The organism is Frigoribacterium sp. ACAM 257 (genome assembly GCF_007954365.1).
Classification (GTDB): domain Bacteria; phylum Actinomycetota; class Actinomycetes; order Actinomycetales; family Microbacteriaceae; genus Frigoribacterium.
In genome coordinates, this window is the sequence record NZ_VOLO01000002.1 from 151,384 (window position 1) to 170,721 (window position 19,338).

20 protein-coding genes and 1 pseudogene are annotated in these 19,338 nt (G+C 66.0%); 14 read left to right on the top strand and 7 right to left on the bottom strand.

Features of this window, described 5'->3' with window-relative positions; all coding sequences use genetic code 11:
• Window positions 1-154 precede the first annotated feature (154 nt).
• From ES689_RS07050 to ES689_RS07095, 10 genes are all read left to right on the top strand, one after another.
• Window positions 155-382 carry a heavy-metal-associated domain-containing protein gene (locus ES689_RS07050; RefSeq protein WP_123519937.1) on the top strand — a complete coding sequence of 76 codons (228 nt, stop codon included), beginning with the start codon at window positions 155-157 and terminating at the stop codon, window positions 380-382.
• Window positions 379-2,571: a cation-translocating P-type ATPase gene (locus ES689_RS07055; protein ID WP_146902319.1), complete on the top strand. Its 2,193-nt coding sequence runs from the start codon at window positions 379-381 to the stop codon at window positions 2,569-2,571. The genes ES689_RS07050 and ES689_RS07055 overlap by 4 nt, the downstream gene beginning before the upstream one ends.
• Before the next feature lie 82 nt (window positions 2,572-2,653).
• Window positions 2,654-3,004: an NADH-quinone oxidoreductase subunit A gene (locus tag ES689_RS07060; RefSeq protein WP_123519939.1), complete on the top strand. Its 351-nt coding sequence runs from the start codon at window positions 2,654-2,656 to the stop codon at window positions 3,002-3,004.
• Window positions 2,995-4,059, top strand: coding sequence for a hypothetical protein (locus ES689_RS07065; protein ID WP_146902322.1), 1,065 nt, complete (start codon window positions 2,995-2,997; stop codon window positions 4,057-4,059). The genes ES689_RS07060 and ES689_RS07065 overlap by 10 nt, the downstream gene beginning before the upstream one ends.
• Window positions 4,052-4,981: an NADH-quinone oxidoreductase subunit H gene (locus ES689_RS07070; protein ID WP_123572130.1), complete on the top strand. Its 930-nt coding sequence runs from the start codon at window positions 4,052-4,054 to the stop codon at window positions 4,979-4,981. Before ES689_RS07065 ends, ES689_RS07070 begins: the two co-directional genes overlap by 8 nt.
• Window positions 4,981-5,547: an NADH-quinone oxidoreductase subunit J gene (locus tag ES689_RS07075; protein WP_223269463.1), complete on the top strand. Its 567-nt coding sequence runs from the start codon at window positions 4,981-4,983 to the stop codon at window positions 5,545-5,547. The genes ES689_RS07070 and ES689_RS07075 overlap by 1 nt, the downstream gene beginning before the upstream one ends.
• Window positions 5,544-5,846, top strand: a complete 303-nt coding sequence (gene nuoK, locus ES689_RS07080; protein WP_123519942.1) for an NADH-quinone oxidoreductase subunit NuoK — start codon at window positions 5,544-5,546, stop codon at window positions 5,844-5,846. Before ES689_RS07075 ends, nuoK begins: the two co-directional genes overlap by 4 nt.
• Window positions 5,843-7,747 (top strand): proton-conducting transporter membrane subunit, encoded by a 1,905-nt coding sequence (locus tag ES689_RS07085; RefSeq protein WP_146902325.1) that lies wholly within the window; start codon window positions 5,843-5,845, stop codon window positions 7,745-7,747. Before nuoK ends, ES689_RS07085 begins: the two co-directional genes overlap by 4 nt.
• The gene (locus ES689_RS07090; protein ID WP_223269464.1) at window positions 7,744-9,231 is read left to right on the top strand and encodes a NuoM family protein; all 1,488 of its coding nucleotides are present in this window, start codon (window positions 7,744-7,746) and stop codon (window positions 9,229-9,231) included. Before ES689_RS07085 ends, ES689_RS07090 begins: the two co-directional genes overlap by 4 nt.
• 8 nt (window positions 9,232-9,239) lie before the next feature.
• Entirely contained in the window at window positions 9,240-10,613 is a 1,374-nt protein-coding gene (locus tag ES689_RS07095) for an NADH-quinone oxidoreductase subunit N (protein ID WP_123519970.1), read from the top strand.
• A gap of 51 nt (window positions 10,614-10,664) precedes the next feature.
• On the opposite strand, the gene ES689_RS07100 is transcribed toward ES689_RS07095, so the two are convergent.
• Window positions 10,665-11,171, bottom strand: a complete 507-nt coding sequence (locus ES689_RS07100; protein WP_223269465.1) for a DUF305 domain-containing protein — start codon at window positions 11,169-11,171, stop codon at window positions 10,665-10,667.
• Between the two features lie 457 nt (window positions 11,172-11,628).
• Between ES689_RS07100 and ES689_RS07105 the strand changes: the two genes are divergently transcribed.
• Window positions 11,629-12,195 carry a recombinase family protein gene (locus ES689_RS07105; protein WP_055976327.1) on the top strand — a complete coding sequence of 189 codons (567 nt, stop codon included), beginning with the start codon at window positions 11,629-11,631 and terminating at the stop codon, window positions 12,193-12,195.
• Window positions 12,196-12,225: 30 nt separating this feature from the next.
• On the opposite strand, the gene ES689_RS07110 is transcribed toward ES689_RS07105, so the two are convergent.
• A complete protein-coding gene (locus ES689_RS07110; protein WP_055801348.1) occupies window positions 12,226-12,627 on the bottom strand; it encodes a MerR family transcriptional regulator in 402 nt (133 codons plus the stop codon).
• A gap of 95 nt (window positions 12,628-12,722) precedes the next feature.
• On the opposite strand from ES689_RS07110, the pseudogene ES689_RS07115 reads away from it, so the two are divergent.
• Window positions 12,723-13,696: pseudogene (locus ES689_RS07115) on the top strand (arsenic resistance protein).
• Here ES689_RS07115 and ES689_RS07120 read toward each other — a convergent pair.
• The 5 genes from ES689_RS07120 to ES689_RS07140 form a co-directional block, all read right to left on the bottom strand.
• Window positions 13,679-14,086, bottom strand: coding sequence for a low molecular weight phosphatase family protein (locus tag ES689_RS07120; RefSeq protein ID WP_055801565.1), 408 nt, complete (start codon window positions 14,084-14,086; stop codon window positions 13,679-13,681). The pseudogene ES689_RS07115 and the gene ES689_RS07120 overlap by 18 nt on opposite strands.
• Window positions 14,087-14,271: 185 nt before the next feature.
• A complete protein-coding gene (locus ES689_RS07125; protein ID WP_146902331.1) occupies window positions 14,272-14,982 on the bottom strand; it encodes a zf-HC2 domain-containing protein in 711 nt (236 codons plus the stop codon).
• Window positions 14,979-15,485: a sigma-70 family RNA polymerase sigma factor gene (locus tag ES689_RS07130; protein WP_055801561.1), complete on the bottom strand. Its 507-nt coding sequence runs from the start codon at window positions 15,483-15,485 to the stop codon at window positions 14,979-14,981. The genes ES689_RS07125 and ES689_RS07130 overlap by 4 nt, the downstream gene beginning before the upstream one ends.
• A 298-nt stretch (window positions 15,486-15,783) precedes the next feature.
• Window positions 15,784-16,302 (bottom strand): hypothetical protein, encoded by a 519-nt coding sequence (locus ES689_RS07135; RefSeq protein WP_055801339.1) that lies wholly within the window; start codon window positions 16,300-16,302, stop codon window positions 15,784-15,786.
• A gap of 416 nt (window positions 16,303-16,718) precedes the next feature.
• The gene (locus tag ES689_RS07140) at window positions 16,719-17,645 is read right to left on the bottom strand and encodes a sodium:calcium antiporter (protein ID WP_223269510.1); all 927 of its coding nucleotides are present in this window, start codon (window positions 17,643-17,645) and stop codon (window positions 16,719-16,721) included.
• A gap of 230 nt (window positions 17,646-17,875) precedes the next feature.
• Between ES689_RS07140 and ES689_RS07145 the strand changes: the two genes are divergently transcribed.
• The gene (locus ES689_RS07145) at window positions 17,876-18,559 is read left to right on the top strand and encodes a cation diffusion facilitator family transporter (protein ID WP_055801331.1); all 684 of its coding nucleotides are present in this window, start codon (window positions 17,876-17,878) and stop codon (window positions 18,557-18,559) included.
• Window positions 18,556-19,137, top strand: a complete 582-nt coding sequence (locus ES689_RS07150; RefSeq protein WP_055801328.1) for a DUF305 domain-containing protein — start codon at window positions 18,556-18,558, stop codon at window positions 19,135-19,137. The genes ES689_RS07145 and ES689_RS07150 overlap by 4 nt, the downstream gene beginning before the upstream one ends.
• The last annotated feature ends 201 nt before the right edge of the window (window positions 19,138-19,338 follow it).

The following is a 19,338-nucleotide window of genomic DNA, read 5'->3' on the forward strand; positions in this document are numbered from 1 at the left end:
GAGCGTAAGCGCCGAGGAACGAGGAGCTTTGCGATCTCACTTCTCACCCCCCGAGCGATGATCTGGGAACAGATCTCCGCGGCCCGGAGCTACACTCACCTAGATACCCCCCTAGGGTACCTGATGAACCGTTGGAACACGAAGGGACACCACGATGGGCGAGCAGTTGACGAAAACGTACGGCATCACCGGCATGACGTGCGGACACTGCGTGGCGAGCGTCCACGAAGAACTCACCACCGTGCCGGACGTCACGGATGTGGCCATCGACCTCAATGTCGGCGGTGTTTCCACCGTTCAGGTGAGTAGCACCCGCGACCTGTCTCAGGAGGAAGTCTCCGCCGCTGTGAAGGAGGCCGGCTACACGTTGGTCGCATCATGACCACCACAACCGCGCCGGTCGAGCTGACGATCCAGGGGATGACCTGCGCGTCATGCGCGAACCGGATCGAGCGGAAACTGAACAAGCTGCCCGGTGTCACGGCGAGTGTGAACTACGCCACGGAAAGCGCCACCGTCACCCTCCCCGCAGACCTCGCCGTCGATGATGCGATCCGCACCGTCGAGGCCGCTGGCTACGGCGCCCACCTGCCCGAATCGGGCAGTGAAGACACCGACGAGCTCGTGCCGCTGCGGCGACGCTTGATTGTGTCCACCGTGCTCGCCGTCCCGGTGGTAGCGCTGTCGATGGTCCCGGCGCTGCAGTTCCCGGGCTGGCAGTGGGCCGTCCTGTTGTTGGCGATGCCTGTCGTCGTGTGGGGCGCGTGGCCGTTCCACCGAGCTGCCGTGATCAACGCCCGACATGGTGCCGCGACGATGGACACCCTCGTCAGCGTCGGTGTCGCCGCCGCAACCGGGTGGTCTGTGTGGGCGCTCATTTTCGGTGGCGCCGGACACATCGGGATGCGGATGGCGTTTTCCTGGTTTCCGCACCCCGGCGCTGCGCCGGAACCGTACTTCGAAGTCGCCACCGCGGTGACGGTGTTCCTCCTCGCCGGGAGGTACTTCGAAGCGCGCGCGAAGGACCGCTCCGGAGCCGCCCTCCAGGCGCTGCTCGCGTTGGGCGCACCAACTGCAACTGTTCTCCGCGACGGCATCGAAGTGGAGCTGCCAAGCTCGGCATTGCAGGTTGGGGACCGGTTCGTGGTCCGCCCCGGTGAGCGCATCGCCACCGACGGAACCATCAGCGACGGTACGAGCGCGGTCAACACCAGTGTCATGACGGGGGAAGCGGTGCCCGTCGAGGTCGGCCCCGGCGACACCGTCACCGGAGCGACCGTGAACGTCGGTGGCCGGCTCATCGTCGAAGCCACCCGCGTCGGACAGGACACCGAGCTGGCGCGCATCGGCCGACTCGTGGTCTCCGCGCAGAGCGGCAAGGCCGAAGTGCAGCGCCTTGCCGACCGTGTCTCCGCCGTTTTCGTCCCAATTGTCATGGGCTTGGCGGTTCTAACCCTCGTGGGGTGGCTGCTAGTCACCGGAGATGTGCAAGCTGCGTTCACTGCTGCGGTCGCGACACTGGTCATCGCCTGCCCCTGCGCCCTGGGGCTTGCAACACCCACCGCGCTGCTTGTCGGTACCGGCCGCGGCTCCCAACTGGGGATCCTCATCCGCGGCCCGCAGGTCCTCGAGGCCACCCGCCGGATCGACACCGTCGTGCTCGATAAGACCGGCACGGTCACCACGGGCCGGATGAGCGTCCACCAGGTCACTGCCGTCCATGGGGGCGCCGAGGCCCGTGTGCTGGCCCTCGCTGCTGCGGCGGAAGCAGGATCGGAACATCCAATCGCCCGCGCCATCACCGGCGCAGCCACCGACTATCCGGTAGCAGAGACGTTCCAGTCCACCGCAGGGTTCGGTGTGCAAGCCATCGTCGACGGCGCTCTCGTGCTCGTCGGCCGACCGGCGTGGCTGACCGGGCAGTGGGCAATCACCATTCCGGAATCGGTCACGGATGCAGTCCGGACCGCCGAACGTGGCGGCGCGACAGCGGTCGTTGTCGCCTGGGACGGCGCCGCCCGCGGCGTCATCAGCGTTGCGGACACCGTCGCGTCGACCAGCCCAGACGCGGTCCGTCGCCTCCACCAAATGGGGCTGCGCACGATCATGCTCACCGGCGACGCTGACGACGTCGCTCGGACGGTCGCTGCAGAAATCGGCATCGATGACGTCGAAGCTGAGGTGCGACCCGAAGACAAGTACCAGACCATCATCCGGCTACAGAAGCAGGGCCGGTCCGTGGCGATGATCGGTGACGGCGTCAACGACGCCGCCGCTCTCGCCGCCGCTGACCTGGGCATCGCGATGGGCAGCGGTTCCGACGCCGCCATGGAAGCCGCCGACATCACCCTGATCCGCGCCGACCTAAGCGCTGCTGCAGATGCGATCGCGCTCGCCCGCCGCACTCTCGGCACGATCAAGGTGAACCTGTTCTGGGCCTTTGCCTACAACGTCGCCGCGATCCCACTCGCGATGGCTGGCTTGCTGAACCCGATGATCGCAGGCGCCGCGATGGCACTGTCTTCGGTGTTCGTCGTCAGCAACAGCCTCCGACTCCGCAGGTTTCACTGACTGGCGGACACTGAACTGCCTCCCGCCTACACTCACCTGCAGTACCCCTCCGGGGTATGCCCGTCGGGGAAGGAGATCCTGAATGTCCGCATACGTCACCATTGGCATCGTGCTCGGCGTCGGGCTGCTCGGCATCGCCGCCCTGGTGCTGGTGTCACGAGCAATGACGGTCGCTCCGGTTCGCAAAGGTGTGCTGCCGTTCGGGTCAGGGTGGGACCTCCAGGAACATGCACTCTCGCGATTCCACACCCGCTGGTACCCGATGACGCTGGTGTTCCTTGCCTTCGACGTGGAAATGCTGTTCATGTACCCGTGGGCGGTCGTGGTCGCGCAGATGGGTGCAGAAGCAGTCATCGAGATGTTCGTCTTCCTCGGGGTCCTTGTGGCAGGGGTGGTTTGGGCCTGGCGGGAAGGCGCCTTCCGATGGGTGTGACCGAGGACCGTCGCCGCCCGCTGCATGTGCTTCTCGTCGAGGTGCCCGGCAACGGCCTGGTTCGGATCGTGTGTGAAGCCACGGCTGCCGCCGCAGGCCACATCCTCGCCGTCCACCCGGCGGAGAGCGACGTCCTCCTCGTCTGCGGAACACCCGGACCAGAGCTGCAGACCCTCCTCGACCGCGTATGGGATCAGATGCCCTACCCGAAGCACCGAGCCACGCTCACCCGACCCGACGAGATCGCCACCGTCCTCGGGGCCGCGCAGGATGCGCTTGCAAACCGACCCGCACAGCGATCCGCCGCACGCGAGGACCAGGACACGATCCATCATGCTGACGAATCGATGCACCACGACGACATGACAGCGGACGGGCACGACCACACGTCGATGGATCACATGTCGATGAGTGGTCCAGGCGGCTACCCGCTCGCCGATGGTGCCGATGACCGGGACGGGTTGGAGATGGACGTACTCCACCGGAGGCTCGGCCCGATCCTGCCGGCCTGGCCCGCTGGTGTGGTCCTGGATGTGACGCTTGCCGGCGACACCATCACCGGCGCTTCCGCCTCGATGATCGACGTCGACGATTACCAGCACGCGGAGCCGCAGAACGTGGCGGCCATCGCACTCGATCAGGCTGCCCAGGTGCTGGCCGTTGCCGGGTGGGATGCCGCTGCAGCTCGGACACTCCGCGTGCGAGATCTTGCCGTGACCGGCCGCCGCGATCAGGCGCGAAAGCGCCTTCTCCCGCTGCGCCGCCGGGTCGAACGATCCCTGCTGCTCCGCTGGTCCCTGAACGGACTCCAGGTCAGGCCTGGCGTCGACGTCCGCACCGTTCTCTTGGCCCGCTTGGAGCGAGCAACCGTCTCGCTCAATGCGGCTCAATTCGAACCGGAGCCGTCAACGACGGCGGATGAGATTCCGGCACTAATAGAAGGGCGCGACATCGGCAGCGCCCGCCTCATCGTCGCAGCACTCACCGTGCACCCCGGCCGTCGCACCGACATCACCGAACAGGCCGGCACGACGAGACACCCCCACCATGGTTGATATCGAAAGCACCCTTTGGGCTCTCGTTCTGCCCGCCGTCGTCGTCGTGCTCGCCATCACGGCTGCCAGCGGCAACGCCGTTCTGGTGGCACGGGACCGCGGGACACCGGTGAGCGCTGCGGTCTTGTCCCCGTTCCATGAAACCCACCGGCTTCTGCGCCAGCAGCGCCGTTCCGTGCTCGGCGCGGACACCCTCCTGTGGCGGATCGGTGGGTCCGGGCTCATCGTCGCCGCGTTCCTCGCCGCCCTCGCCGTCCCGGTCGGAAACCTCACGCCGCTGGACGTGCCGGTCGGCGTCGTGTGGTTCAACGCCGTGGACGTCACCCTCTGGGCATTGTGGTGGCTCCTCGGCTGGGGCAGCAACAGTGTGCATCCGCTGATCGGCGGCTACCGGTTCCTGGCGCAGGCGCTGGCGTACGAAATCCCGCTGATGTTCGCCCTGACCGCACCCGCGATCGGGGCGCAGAGCCTCCGGCTGACAGACGTGGTCTCGGCGCAGGAACCGATCTGGTTCGCGGTCACCATGCCGGTCGCGTTCGTTGTCTACTGCGCCTCCGTCACCGCATTCTCCGCGTGGGGTCCGTTCGCCCTCCCTGCCGGTACGGACATCGCCGGCGGTGTCCTCGGAGAACTTTCCGGCGTTGACCGGCTGCTCGTCCTCGCCGGCAGGTGGTGCCTGCTCGTCGCAGGCGCCGCGTTCGCCGTCCCGATGTTCCTCGGCGGCGGCGCCGGTCCGCTGCTCCCGCCCGCACTGTGGGTGCTGGTGAAAACGTGTGCGTTGCTCGCCGTGTTCTTGCTGCTCGGACGTGCGATGCCCGCAGTGCGGCCGCAGCGGCTCGCAGAAATCGGATGGGTCGTCGTGTTGCCGCTGGTGCTGCTGCAGCTGCTGGTCACCTCGGTGCTGGCCGTGACGGGAAATTGATGACCGTGATGGCAACGATCGTGTTCTGGGTCGCGGCAGTGGTCGCGGTGGTCGCCGCAGCCGCGGTGTTCCGGGTTGATTCGATGGCACGCGCCACGTACGCCCTGGCGGTGTCGTTCATCGCCGTGGGCGCAGCCGTTCTGGTGCTACACCTGGACTTCATCGGCGTCGTGACGATCCTGATGATGGTGATGGAGATGGCCGTCATGGCCGTGTTCATGGTCTCCTACATGGGTATGAACCCGGCGCTGATGCCGATGGATATGACCCACAGCAAACGACCCGCAGCGATGATCGCGGTCGCGGTGTTCGTCGGCCTCGCCGCAGCCGCGCTCCTCATCCCATGGCCTGACCGCGCCGGTTCGCCGGGGGCGGACACCACCCAAGCGCTCGGAGAAGCGATCATGGGCTCAAAGATGCTGGTGATGCTGACGATCAGCCCGATCCTGTTCGCCACGATCGTCGCAGCCCTGGTCCTTGCAAACCCCAGGGGCCGATACGACCGACGCGGCGACGAACTCCGGGACCAACCCTCGGATCCGGAACCCGGAGGGATCGGACGATGACCCTGGAATTGGTCCTGTTGGTTGTTGCCGCACTGTTCGCCATCGGGCTGTACGGGGCGATCTCGCAGCAGGTGGTCGTGATGGTGATGATGGGTATCGAGGTGATGGTGAACGCCGTCATCCTCGCCGCCGCCGCGTTCTGGTGGTATCTCTCACCAACGGTCGACGGGCAGGTGCTGCTGCTGGTGATCATCGCAGCGATGACAATCGAAATGGCGATGGGCTTCGCCGTCGCCACCATCCTGCACCGCTCCCGGAACTCCGACATGACCGACTCGGCAACGGATCTCACCCAGTGAGCGCCGCGCTGATTACCGCCGTCATCCTGCCCGCCCTTGTCGGGGCAGGACTGTCGACTGCTGGACGCCTGGCCGAACGGATCGCGGTCCCCATCAGCCTCGCCACGGCCGCTGTGACCGCAGTTTTCGCAACCATCGCGGCGGCCACCCGTGCGGAGGTAACCGGCGGGGTGCCAGCTCTTCTCGCACCCCCCGGCCCGGATCTTCGCGTCGATGCGCTGGCCGCGGTCGTCTTGCCAACCGTGGCGTGGGTCGCGTTCCTCGTGCTTGTGTTCGCGACCGCGGACCGGACGCGTCCTGCTGCCCGGTTCCATGGGCTGATGTTGCTCTTCCTCGCCGCCGTCGTGGTTACCGTGACCGCGACCGGGCTGCCGCTGCTGCTCGCCGCCTGGGAGGTGATGGGCGCCACCTCCTACGCCCTCATCGGGTTCCGCTGGCAAGACCGGAACCGCGTCGACGGCGGACTCATCGCGTTCACCGTCACCCGTGCCGGGGACCTTGGCATGTACCTCGCCGCCGGCGCAGTCATCGCCGGTGGCGGCACCTGGTCGCTCACCGCTCTGCAATCGCTGCCGGGCCCGTGGGTACACGTTGCGGCCGCGGGGCTGCTTGTTGCCGGCTTAGGGAAGGCGGCGCAGCTGCCGTTCTCGTTCTGGATCTCCCGTGCCATGGAGGGCCCGAGCGCCGTGAGCGCGCTGCTGCACTCCGCGGCCATGGTCGCCATGGGCGGGTATCTCCTGCTCCGCGTCGAACCGCTTTTGAGCGTGACCAATTGGGCAGGCCCGACGGCGGCGTGGGTGGGCGCTACGACCGCGATCGTGCTCGGCTTCATCGCGCTGTCGCAACGGGACCTGAAGCAGGTGCTTGCCGCATCAACGGCATCTCAGCTGGGGTTCGTCGTCCTCGCCGCCGGTGTCGGCTCGGTCAGCGGCGGAACCGCGCAGCTCATCACGCACGCCGCCACGAAAGCGCTGCTGTTCCTCACCGCAGGCGCGTGGCTCACGGCTACCGGGACGAAACAGTTCACCGGTCTCCGCGGCATCGCCGCCCGCTGGCCCGCGATCGGTGTCCTCGCGACTGTCGGTGCGCTGTCGCTGGCTGGTCTGCCGCCACTGTCACTCTGGTACGCCAAGGACGTCGTCCTCGCCGCCGCACTGGAGGAACAGCCCTGGTTGTACGCGGCGGGCCTGGCCGGGGCGGCACTTGCGGCGGCCTACTCTGCCCGGATCATCGGGCTGCTGTGGCGACGTGCAGGAACACCGGAAGCATCCTGGGACGACGAGGAACACGGCACCCGGCGGGTGCCCCGTCTCGTGGTCGTCCCGATGGTGGTACTCGCCGTCGCTGCAGCCGGACTTGCGCTCCTCGGCACGCCGCTGCTGCATCCGCTGCTCGACCCGTTGTCCGGGCCTGCGGTGTCGTGGCCGGAGCTCGCCGCGTCGGCGGCGATCGCGGTCGTCGTGGTCCTGCTGGTCCTGTGGCGCACACCAACAGTCCGCATCGGGATGCACTGGTTCGGGCTAGAGCGGGCAGCCGTCACGGTCATCGTAGCGCCGACCCTGAGACTCGCTGCAGTCCTTGCGCGGCTGGATGATCGATACGGTACGGCCCTCGACCGGTCGGGACGTGCGCTCGAGAGCACCGCACGCGTCGCACAAGCAATGGATGACCTCTATGGCACGGCCCTTGATCGGTCGGGACGTGCACTCGAGAGCACCGCACGCGCCGCACGCGTGCTCGATGAGCGCGGACCCGCCGCAGTGACGGGGCAGCTCGGCTCCGCTGTCGCGGTACTCGGTCGTCTGGCGCGGCGCCCGCAAACCGGCCAGGTGCACCACTACTACATCGGCGCGACTCTAACCGTCGCCGCCGCCGCCATCCTGCTCTTAGTCGTGAGGTGATCGTGCTCAGTCTGATCGTGTTTCTTCCCGTCACCGTCGCGGCGGTCCTAGCCCTGACACGGGCGATGTCAGGGCGGGTAGCCGCGTGGGTATGGCTGGCGACGAGCGTGGTGGAGCTCGCTCTGGGAATCCTCGTGGCCCTCCCCGCATCCGATATGCCGGGCCTGCGATGGGAGGAGCGGGTCGAGTGGATGCCGAGTGTCGGCACCAGCTATCACGTCGGCATCGACGGCTTGTCAGCACCGTTGGTGCTCCTGACCGACGTTGTGTTCCTGGCTTGTGCGCTCTGGGCGATCCGGGACACCGATCGGCCCCGTCCGCAGGCTGCGCTCTTCATGTTCCTGCAGACCACCTGCCTCGGGGTGTTCGCCGCGCAGGACCTGCTGGTGTTCTTCGTGTTCTTCGACCTGTCGATCGTGGGCATGTACTTCGTGATCGCGGGCTGGGGGCATGGTGACCATCACCGGTCGGCACTGCGGTTCTTCCTCTACACGTTCCTCGGATCGCTGGCGCTGCTGCTCGGATTCATCGGCCTGTACCTCGGATCGGCGCCGCACACATTCGACATGGTCGAACTCACCCGACACGGTTACACCGGCACACCGCTCGCCGCTGGTGCCGTACTCGCAGCGCTTGTGGTCGGCTTCGCCGTCAAGACCCCCACGGTGCCGTTCCACTCCTGGCTGCCGCCGGCACACACCGACGCACCGTCCATCGGCTCCGTTGTCCTCGCGGGCGTCCTCCTGAAAATGGGCACTTACGGGTTCCTCCGCATCGCGATGCCGATGCTGCCCGACGCCTGGCGATCTTGGTCATGGGTAATCGTCATCGTCGGCATCGTGTCAGTGCTTTATGGGGCACTCGTGGCGCTGGCGCAAACGAACGTGAAGCGGCTGATCGCGTACACCTCGGTCAACCACATGGGCTACGTCGTGCTGGCCGTCGGCGCCGCGGGCGTGACAGGGTCTTCCTCCGCCCAGGCGCAGCAGTTGGCGATCACCGGCGCGACCGTGCAAATGGTGTCGCATGGGCTCATCACCGGGGCGCTGTTCCTCCTAGCGGGCGTCCTGTACAACCGGCGGGACAGCTATGAGATCAGCGACTACAGCGGCCTCGCGAAACCCGCACCACGATTCTCTGGGCTCTTTGCTGTCGCCGCGTTCGCGTCGCTCGGAATCCCCGGCTTCAGCGGGTTTATTGCCGAGTTCCAGATCTTCGCTGGCAGCATCGGCGCAACCGCGGTCGCGGCGATCGCACTGCCAGGGATCTTGATCACCGCCGCCCTGTTCCTCCGCACCGTGCAGAAGATGCTCACCGGCCCGACGGAACGTCTCGCCGAAGGCTTCACCGACACCACCACCCGGGAGACCATGACGATCGGTGCGCTCCTGCTGCTCTCACTGGCCGTCGGCGTGGTTCCAGGACCGCTGCTGCAGCTCATCGCCCCTGCGGCCAGGCAGTTGGCCGCCTTGGTTGGGGGTTAGGCGTGAACATGGACTACGGCGCCCTTCTGCCGGAGATTGTCCTGATGAGCGGCGCGATCGTTGCGCTCCTTGGCGGCAGCTTCCTGCCCCGACGCCGGCAGGCGCTCGTGACCTGGTTCGCGATTGCCGCGGCATGCGGCAGTGCGGTCGCGGCCGCAGTGAGCACAGGATCACCGACCGTCTTTAGTGACAGTTACGCCCTCGACGACGCGACCATGACGATCAGGATTCTCGTTCCGTTGGCGACCGGCGTTGTGATGCTCATCGGACGACGGGAGTCCCAGGGCTCTGCTCGGGAGAGCGAGACCGCGTCGCTACTGCTCCTGGCCGCACTCGGGACTGTCGTCCTCGCCGGCGCAAACGATCTCCTTATCGTGGCGACGGGGTTCCTCTTGGCGACAGTGCCGTTGTACGCGCTGATCGGGCTATCCCGATCTGCGATGGCAGCGGAGGCAACGATGAAGACGTACCTACTGGGTGCGGTATTCGGCGTCGTGATGCTCTTTGGCATCACCGTCCTCGTCGGTGTTGCCGGTGGCAGCACCTACCCCGAGCTGCAGCGTGCGCTCCCACACGTTCCAGCCGCAGCGGTCGCGCTCGGGTTCACTGGGGCCCTTGCGGGGCTGCTATTCAAAGCGGGGGCCGTCCCCGGACACTTCTGGGTCCCAGATGCAGCCGAGGGTTCCGGCATTGGCATCGCCGCGTTTATCACTACCGTCCCGAAGCTCGGCGCCCTGATCGCACTGGCGCGTCTCGTTGGCGTCATGCCCGAGACTCTGAATGCACCGCTACTGATCGGTGTGCTCGCCGCGGCAAGTATGACGCTCGGCACCCTCGCCGCGTTCTGGCAGCGCAGCGCCTCACGGCTACTCGGCTGGTCCACCGTAGGGCAGGTCGGGTTCCTGCTGATGCCCGTCGCTGTGATCGGGGCCGAGCCGTCAGCTCGCCCCGCACTGCTGATATACCTCGTGTTCTACGCCGTGACAAACCTGGCCCTGTTCGCCGCGATCGCCGCCCTCCCGGCCCGGGCGACGATCCCCTCCTGGCGCGGTGCAGCGCGGGAACATCCAGTCATTACCGGTGTCGTCGTAGTCGCCTTGTTGAGTCTCGTGGGCACGCCACCGACCGCGGTTTTCGTAGGAAAACTAGCGGTCTTCACGGCCACCTGGCAGGGCGGGATGCCGTGGCTAGTAGTCATCGCTGCGGTCGTGTCGGTGGCATCGCTGTTCTACGCGCTCCGCTGGGTGTCGACGGCCTTCCAGCGGACGAAGACACCACGGCCGGCCGTTGTCGCTGTTCGGCTGCAGGCAGCTACCGCCGTAGTACTTGGTGCGCTGGTCATCGTCGCGGCCGTCGGCCTCCCTGCCTTCCCCCTGCTGTGACTCGATGACCAGCCGCGACCTCGGCTACATCGATCCTGACTGCTGGGCAATTCAATCCGTTGGGCACTGTCGGTCAGCGGTGTCGTCGTAGGTCGGTGCGGGACGTGCCTGTGCTTCCTCGGCGGTCGCGGCGATGCCGTTGCGTTCGATGTCCTCGATGAGCCAATCCATTTCCCGGATCTCCCGACGCTGCGCCTCACTGATGTCGACTGCGAGTTCACACACGCGAACGTCTTCGATCTGAGCACGTTCCGAGCGTGTGATCGCCAGGGAGTGGTGGGGGATCATCGCGCTCATCCATCCCGTGTCGCCTACAAGGATCTGGCTCCGGTCGAGGGCGACGCCTCCTCCGATCAAGACGACGCTGGTCGCGACGACGGCGATGTTCGCCTTGGTGTTCTTGTACATGTTCAGCATCCAGGCGAGCATCACGAGGCCCATGGTGCCTCCCATCGTGAGGGCCATAAACACGCGACTCTCGCTGAAACGGACATGCGCCCATTCCCAAGAGCCGAGGAACATCGTCCAGTACATGACGACCATGGCGGTGAGGATCATGGCGCCGAATCGGAGGTACTGACGCCCTGGGCCAGCTGCGTGCTGCTGCCCTGCGTCCTTGTGGTTTTGGGAGTCTTCATTCGACATTCGATGGTTCCTTCGCCGTCGTGGTGTGAGATTGCGCACTCCTGCGAACGGCAGGGACTGTGCTGTTCGACCTGCCGCATGCGTGTTGCTTCAGCCCTACCCGTGTGACGGTTCGATGACACGGATCGATTCCGGAAGGAAGGGCCACGGCTCAGATCGGCCCGCCGGGAACGGATGTTCGAAACAGCTTTCAAATCAAACTGGGCGCCGGGAAAAGGTAACGCGCTGCCCGTTAGACGGTCGTTCATCGGGACACCTGCTTGGGCCCGTTTTATCCGACTGGCATCAAGTGGCGCCTGGCCTGCGGATTCGCGTATGCCTGTCCCGCAAAAATGCCCGGTGACGGGGGGATGAACGCTACAGTCGTCGGATGCTCATCGGATACGCCCGCGTCTCGACGTCAGGACAAGATCTCGCAGCACAACGTGACGGTCTTGCAGCGCTTGGTGTTGACGATCAACACGTCCATGTTGACCACGGCTTGTCGGGCACTACTCGAGCCCGGCCGGGCCTGCGCGAGGCCCTCGCTGCGTGCCGTGCCGGCGACGTCCTGGTGGTGACGAAGCTCGACCGTCTTGCCCGCTCGCTGCGTGACGCGACCGACATCTCCGACGAGCTCACGAAGAAGGGCGTCGCCCTGAACCTCGGGGGAGCGGTCTACGACCCCACCGACCCAGTGGGCCGCCTGCTATTCAACGTCCTCGGAATGGTGGCTGAGTTCGAGGCCGACCTGATCCGTGCCCGCACGCGGGAGGGGATGGCGATCGCCAAGGCCGCTGGCAAGCTTCGCGGTCGCAAGCCCAAGCTCACCCCCTCACAGGAGAAGCACCTCGTGCAGCTGCACCGCACCGGCGCCCACACAACCAGCGAGATCGCCGAACTCTTCGGTGTTGCGCGTTCGACGGTCTACCGCGCAATCCAGCGAGCGGCGCCCTGATCCATCGATTCGTGGACGAGGCTCGGCGGATCAGGGGAACGTTCGGAACACGCACTCGGTCGAGCACCGCTCTGACCGGTCAGGGCACGCGGCTAGGCCGTGTTCGGCACGAGCGAGGCGTGACCGGAGCCGGTCGAGCCGGGCCTGCTTCTTCTCGATCTGACGCACCTGCTCTGCCAAGAGCGGCCGCAGCGCCTCCCGGACATCGGTGCAGGACGTCGACTCCATGGTGCTGAGGTGCGCGCCGATCTGATCAAGAGGCAATCCGAGTTCTTTGCTGGCTTCAATCAGGTCGAGGCGGCTGAGCAGGTCCGGGCTGTAGTCGCGGTACCCGTTGTGGGCCCTGGCCGGGGTCAAGAGCCCGATGGACTCGTAGTACCGGAGCGCCGTGGCGGAGACACCGCTGCGTTTACTGACTTCGGAGATTCGCACACCGCGACCCTAGAGCCGCCGGTGCCGCTTGACCTTCGAGCGGCTCGAACCTCTACGGTCACTGACGTGCCCTCTTCCCCCACACCTGTCCTGCCGTGAACGCGGTCGTTTCCTGGCGCGAACACCGGCAGATCGGTCTTTACCTGGTCGCTATCCTGGCTGCCGGCGTGGTCGGCCTCACCGTGCCGGGGGCACACCACCTAGAGGCCGCGATCGAGCCCGTGCTCGCGATGCTGCTGTTCGCGACGTTTCTCGGGGTGCCGTTCGCCGCGATCAGGAGGTCTCTCCGAGACGGGCGGTTCCTCGCCGCGGTCGGGGTGCTGAACTTCGTCGTCGTCCCCCTCGTCGCGTACGGGCTGTCCCGGTTCGTCGCGGACGAGCCGGCGCTGCTGTTCGGGGTGCTGCTGGTGCTGTTGACCCCGTGCATCGACTACGTGATCGTGTTCGCCGGTCTTGCCGGCGGCGCGTCAGAACGGCTCCTCGCTGCGGCACCGGTTCTGATGCTGGCGCAGATCCTTCTCCTGCCGCTGTACCTGCTGCTGTTCATCGGCCCCGAGGGCGTCGCCGTGGTCGAGGTCGGCCCCTTCGCACGGGCGTTCCTCCTCCTAATCGTCGTCCCGCTCACCGCGGCCGCGCTCGTGCAGGCCCTCGCCCGGCGACACCGGTCCGGTGTCGTGATCGAGCGGACGATGCTGGGCCTATGGTGCCGCTGATGATGGCAACCCTGTTCACCGTCGTGGCCTCACAAGCCGGAGACGTCGGAGACGCCCTGGGGCAGCTCCTCGTGCTGGTGCCGATCTATGCCGCGTTCCTCGTCGTCATGGCAGCGCTCGGCATCGGCGTCGGACGCATCTTCCGGCTCGACGTGCCAGCAACACGGGCCCTGGTGTTCAGCGGTGCGACCAGGAACTCGCTCGTGGTCTTGCCGCTCGCACTCGCCCTCCCGGCGTCGCTGTCGCTTGCTCCGGTCGTCGTCGTCACCCAGACGCTCATCGAGCTCGTTGGCATGGTGATCTTCGTCCGCCTCGTCCCACGTCTCGTGCGGAGCGATTCAGAGACGGTTGCGTAGGTCTGCGACTCGAGAGCGAATGTCGTCTCGGACAAGGCGCATCCGCTCCATGCCTTCGATGCCCCGCTCGGAAGGTTCGTCTGTGATCCACGTCTCGAACCGGACTGTCGGGATCCCTTCAACTTTCGCCTCGGTACCGAGAGTCACGAGGACGTCAGCCGTGGCGATCATGTCTGCGGTGAGGGCCTTCGGGTGCTCGTCGCCAACGTCGATGCCCAGCTCTTGAAGAGACTGGACTGATTGGGCGTTGAGGGCAGCCCCGGGCTTGGTGCCGGCAGAGCGCACGGTGACCTCGTCGCCAGCGAGGTCGCGCATCAGAGCTGCGGCCATTTGCGACTTGCCCGCGTTCTTCTGACAGACGAAAACGACAGTGGGCTGATGAGTGGTCATGTGGCGAACCATACTGACGTCGAGAAACGAGTCACCGCGTTTGCGTCTCGATAGCCGATCCGCCACCGAGAGCGATTTCGGACCGATTTATCGAGACGATCTGGGCCCCGCAACTAAGAGGGAGTGGTCGCAGCCAACGAGCGTCCGGTGACCGACCGTCTAACGGGCGTCTCGTTCGGAGGTGCTCAGGTGTCTAGCCGAGCCAACGCGACCGTGGATCCCTGCAAGCGGATTTCTACACTCGTGATCTTCAGGCTGGGAATAGCCGTCGACGCAGACAGATCTGCGGCACGCGAGCCAGCTGCGTCCCACGTCGCGACGGTAAGCGTGGTGTTGTCCGTTTGTGTGACCAGGAGCTCGTATCGGGAGTTGTCTGGCGCATCCGCGCCGTAGTCGCAGTTCCAATCGAGCCTCGTGCCCCAAGATTTCTCCTCGATCTGCAGACCGGCAGTAAGGGTGGTGGAGTCAGTTCCGGGGTCCATGGGCTGGAACGTCATTTGGGCCGTCGCTGGGCCGACGTCGTTTCTTGCGCCCACGGCGAGCCCCCCGAAGACGGCGGCAGCAACAGCAGCGGCAACTGCGAGAGCCATGACTCCTCGGCGGCGGCGTTGACTCTTGCGGAAGCGGTGGGCCATCAGCGACAACGTTTCTGATGGCGCCTGAGTTTCATCCATACCCAGAGGTGAATGGATGGCAAGGGCCTCTTCCGGCGAGATTCGGCTCAGGATGCCTGGGAGACCCGCAAGTTCCGTCACCGCTTCACGGCAGTTGGCGCAGGTACTGAGGTGCTGCTCGTATTCGCGACGTTCATCGGTGGGGAGCGCTCCGAGGACGTAGGACGCGTCCCAGTCTTGGTAACGGTCCTCGTTAGCTTGAAGATCGGGATGCTCAGTCATCGTGTGACGCCCCTTTCTTGGAGGGCTAGCCTCAGCCCGCGTAACCCATAGTGGAGCCGCGATTTCGCGGTTCCTTCTGGGATGCCAAGCCGTCTCGAAATTTCAGGAATGCTCTGACCAGCGAAGTACGCATCGATGACGATCTGACGGTGGTGGTCGGAGAGCGACGCCAGCGCGTCCGCAACGATGATGCTGTCCAGGACGGCATCAGTGCGATCGAGAGCAGTGCCTTCTACCTCGCCAAGGGCTGCCACTTCTCGTCGACTCCGGGCAGATCGTGCGTCGTCGATGACGAGGCGCCGAGCGACCGTGAACAGCCACGCTTGAGCCGCATCCTTGTCGAGCTCCAGCACCTTAGGACGCTGCCATGCTCTCAGCATCGTCTCTTGAACGATGTCCTCGGTCAGCGCCGCGTTCCGAGTGAGGCTGTGTGTGTAACGGCGAAGCGCCCCGCCGTGGCACTCGAACAATGTCGACAAAAGCTCGTCACTGGCTCGGGCCATGACCTTCACCGCCTCGCGCCAGTGAAGTCCGGCTAGTGCCTGATCCAGGACCGCCTCTTGTCGTGCCTGTATCGAGCGCACCGAGGAACGCCGATGCGCACCAGTGATCGAACCTCATGCCATCGACCAGGCCAGGACATGGGTTCACCGTCTGAGCGGAAGCAGTCGACGTATTCGCACCCACTGTCTCTGCCTTGATGTCGATGAGCACTGCCTTGTGGCTCCTTTGCTCGGGTGGGGTTGTGGAGCTGCGAGGGCCTGCAACCCGGAGAGTTCTGTCCGGCAGGCACGCGCGCGATCAGGAGGCTGGGGTCGCTGCGCCCTCAGTGGCTGCTTCCATGTTGATCGTGCCGTCCGGCTGGAGGACGTACCAGGCATCCTTCACGCCCTGTCCGTTGACCTGTCCAGGTTCGGTGTCCTTCGCGAACCGGTACACCGGCCAGCCGTCGACGGTCAGCTGGGTTGTCCCGTCCGTGCGGGTGAGGGAACCGATCTCGCCCGTGATGCCTTCTGGGGAGGACGTGTCGGAGGCTTCAACTGCCGGCCAGGTCGTGGCGCATTCGTCGTAGCAGTTGCTGGTGCCCGAGTCCTGCTCGTCCATCTTGAACGTGTAGATCGTGTACCCGGCGTCGTCGGTGATGATCTCGCCCAGGGGAGACGTTGCGGTGCCGAGGACTGCCGCTGCCGCGGTGGTCTCGGCGGGGGCCGGCTCGGTGGAGTCGGTCGTCGTGGATGATTCGGCAGATGTGGTGCACCCGGAGAGAGCGGCCGCCGCCAAAACGGCCGTCGTGAGGGTGATGGTCATTCGCTTGTGCATGATTCCTCCTGCTGGTACGCCGGCCCAGGTAGCCCGCTTACTACGAACACGATGCAGCTCATCCAGAAGTTCATCCGTGGCCGAAAAAGATTGGCGGTCGCAGGCAGCCGTCCTCACTCCCGGCGAAACGGGTGGCAGACGCGAGTGGCAACCCTGCACCGAGGGCACCGCTGTCACACATCATCACTCTGGGCCACTGTTCGCAGCTGCGGCGTCACGCCCTGCTGGACGACGTGACTATCCATGTTCACGACGTGATCTGGTCTCGAAACATCCCCCGGGACCGGATTACGGCGATCTCAGACGTCGGCCAGGTCGAGTACAAGGACGCCCGCGGCTACAGCAGCATGGGCGCCTTGGTCAACTTCCACGGCTCATTGGGCTTGACGGTCGCCAGTGTCGCCGGGCTGGTCCTGTCAGCCGAGCGTGATGGCGACGAGGCCACCGATGCCGACCGCGTAGAGCACGAGCACGACGAACGAGTCCACGCCCATGCCCGCGATGCGTCGTCGCGGCCGAAAGAGCAGGCCGACGGCGTAGACGAGCGTGAGGAGCGCGGCGAGGGCGGTCAGGTAGACGTCGCTGGTGTTCGACTGGGGCAGGATCGCCTGCCCGGAGATGACCGTGGCGACGAGGAAGAGCACGGGCAGGAAGGCGTTGCCGCCGAAGATATCGCTCATGGCCAGGTTGTCGTCGCCCTGCTTGACGGCCTGCAACCCGGTCGAGATCTCGGGCAGGCTCGTCGCCAGGGCCAGGACTGTCGCGCCGAACAGCACACCCGACAAGCCGATCTGCGACGCGGCCGCGTCGCCCGCGCGTTCGAGCACGACGCCGGCGACGAGCGTGGCGAGGGCCGACAGGCCGAAGACGACCGCGGCCTTCTTCGTGCTCATGGTCGTCGGCGATGGGTTCGAGCGCGTCCGGTGTCCGCGCGGTCGCGGCGTCGACGTGTCAGGTGCCGCTCCGGCCTCGTGCCACGGCAGGCCCTTGCCGGCACGCCGGACGAGGAACAGGCCCACGAGCCAGATGACGGCGATGAGGACGACGTCCGGCGTCAGGCGCGCCACTGTGAGCGAGGACGGCAGCTGGGTTCCGGCGATGACGACGGCGAGGACCGCCACCACGACCAGTGCCTCGAGCAGCAGCCCTAGGGAGGCCGCGCGATAGGTGAGGGGGTGGACACCCTTGCCGCGTTTCCCGAGGGCGTCCAGGACGACGAGGACGACCGTCTGAAGGGCGATGCCGCCGAGGATGTTGCCCGCGGCCACCTCGAGCGAGCCCGAGAGGGCGGCGCTGACCGTGATGGCGATCTCGGGCAGGTTGGTCGCCACCGCGAGGACGATGAGTCCGCCGAGCGCGCTACCGAGGTGGAGTCGGGAGTCGAGGACGTCGGTCGTTTTTCGACAGCTGGATGCCGGCGACCCAGATGACGGCGGCGCCGGCGACGAAGATGGCGGCTAACAGCCAGAGGGGAAGGGTGTCCATGCGTGCTATGCAACTCCTCGGGGTGCGCCTCTCGACGCGGGGCGATCGTCGAGACGGATGCCGGCGGCCCCCGGCCGGTCCAGGCGCCTTGCACTCGTCGGCAGCCGTCGCGGGCTGGGAATCGATCAACCGCCTCATCGACCCCAGGCCGATCGCGAATCCCTGGCTGCTGGTCGCCGCTGGGCTCATCGGCTTTGCAGACAACGAACTCGTCGCGATCTACCGCATCCGCGTCGGGCGACGGATCGGATCGGCAGCCCTCGTCGCTGACGGGGTCCACGCCCGCCTGGACGGCTTCACGTCCCTGTCTGTCGTGCTGGGCGCCATCGGGGTCCTCGCCGGGTTCCCGCTCGCGGACCCCATCATCGGCCTGCTCATCGCAGCCTCGATCATGGTCCTGCCCTGGGGGACGGTGAAATCCATCGGCCGACGGCTGATGGACGGCATCGACCCCGACCTCCACAAGCGAGCCGAACACGCCCTGGAACACGCCCTGGGCGTGCGGGGCGTCCACGATCTTTATCTCCGGTGGATCGGGCACCGTCTCACCGGCTCCGCAACCATCGAGGTCGACGCCGAAGACCTCCTGACGGCGTCCCAGACCGCCGACCAGGCCGAGGCGCATCTGCGCGCTGCGCTCGGCAACCTCGACGCGTTCACCGTTACACCGATACCACCGGTGCCGGCTCAGAGGCTCTCATCAGCCGTACGCGGCACGATACCTCCGGGGGGTATCTTTTTTTCGATTCTGATCCTGGAAGAACGACCATGAACCGCACCGCCACCATCTTCATCAGCGCAACTGCGACCATTGCTGCCCTCGCCCTCGCGGGGTGCGCCGAGGCGTCGTCGTCCGCAGGCGACACGTCGTCCGCGTCGTCGTCCCAGGCTGCTGCCTTCAACGATCAAGACGTCATGTTCGCCCAGATGATGCTCCCGCACCACACCCAGGCCGTCGAGATGAGCGACATGCTCCTCGCGAAAGACGGTATCGACGGGGACGTGATCACCCTTGCCGAGACGATCAAGGCCGAGCAGGCCCCGGAGATTGATCAGCTCACGACATGGCTCAAGGCTTGGGGGCAGGACACTGAGGCGTCCATGGATCACTCCATGGACGGCATGATGAGCGACTCCGACATGGACGCCCTCGAGAATGCTGACGGAACCGACGCGGCGCGGCTGTTCCTGGAACAGATGACGACACACCACGAGGGGGCTGTCGAGATGGCGCAGACCGAGATCGAGGGTGGGCAGAACCCGGACGCGGTCCAGCTGGCGACAGCGATCGTCTCCTCTCAGACTGACCAGATCGACACGATGGAAGACCTCCTCGCGGTAATCAAGTAGCCGTCCTCGTCGCAGGCCAGCGTGCCCCAAGACGGTCACCAGAATCTCGGTCTTGGTAATGCAGTCCCGGGATGGCTCGGGGAGCCACAAGCAGCGGAATTTTGGTCGCCACCTGGGGTGGCAGCGATACCGGTCGCCGGCCTCGTGGTCGACGTCGCTCCCGCAGTCCTGCTGGTGAGGATGTGACCCGTGCTGAAAACG

Coding starts and splice junctions, on each gene's coding strand:
- ES689_RS07050 (WP_123519937.1), top strand. CDS start 155: ATGGGCGAGCAGTTGACGAAAACGTACGGCATCACCGGCATGACGTGC.
- ES689_RS07055 (WP_146902319.1), top strand. CDS start 379: ATGACCACCACAACCGCGCCGGTCGAGCTGACGATCCAGGGGATGACC.
- ES689_RS07060 (WP_123519939.1), top strand. CDS start 2,654: ATGTCCGCATACGTCACCATTGGCATCGTGCTCGGCGTCGGGCTGCTC.
- ES689_RS07065 (WP_146902322.1), top strand. CDS start 2,995: ATGGGTGTGACCGAGGACCGTCGCCGCCCGCTGCATGTGCTTCTCGTC.
- ES689_RS07070 (WP_123572130.1), top strand. CDS start 4,052: ATGGTTGATATCGAAAGCACCCTTTGGGCTCTCGTTCTGCCCGCCGTC.
- ES689_RS07075 (WP_223269463.1), top strand. CDS start 4,981: ATGACCGTGATGGCAACGATCGTGTTCTGGGTCGCGGCAGTGGTCGCG.
- nuoK (WP_123519942.1), top strand. CDS start 5,544: ATGACCCTGGAATTGGTCCTGTTGGTTGTTGCCGCACTGTTCGCCATC.
- ES689_RS07095 (WP_123519970.1), top strand. CDS start 9,240: ATGGACTACGGCGCCCTTCTGCCGGAGATTGTCCTGATGAGCGGCGCG.
- ES689_RS07100 (WP_223269465.1), bottom strand. CDS start 11,171: ATGATCCTCACCGCCATGGTCGTCATGTACTGGACGATGTTCCTCGGC.
- ES689_RS07105 (WP_055976327.1), top strand. CDS start 11,629: ATGCTCATCGGATACGCCCGCGTCTCGACGTCAGGACAAGATCTCGCA.
- ES689_RS07120 (WP_055801565.1), bottom strand. CDS start 14,086: ATGACCACTCATCAGCCCACTGTCGTTTTCGTCTGTCAGAAGAACGCG.
- ES689_RS07125 (WP_146902331.1), bottom strand. CDS start 14,982: ATGACTGAGCATCCCGATCTTCAAGCTAACGAGGACCGTTACCAAGAC.
- ES689_RS07130 (WP_055801561.1), bottom strand. CDS start 15,485: ATGGCCCGAGCCAGTGACGAGCTTTTGTCGACATTGTTCGAGTGCCAC.
- ES689_RS07135 (WP_055801339.1), bottom strand. CDS start 16,302: ATGCACAAGCGAATGACCATCACCCTCACGACGGCCGTTTTGGCGGCG.
- ES689_RS07150 (WP_055801328.1), top strand. CDS start 18,556: ATGAACCGCACCGCCACCATCTTCATCAGCGCAACTGCGACCATTGCT.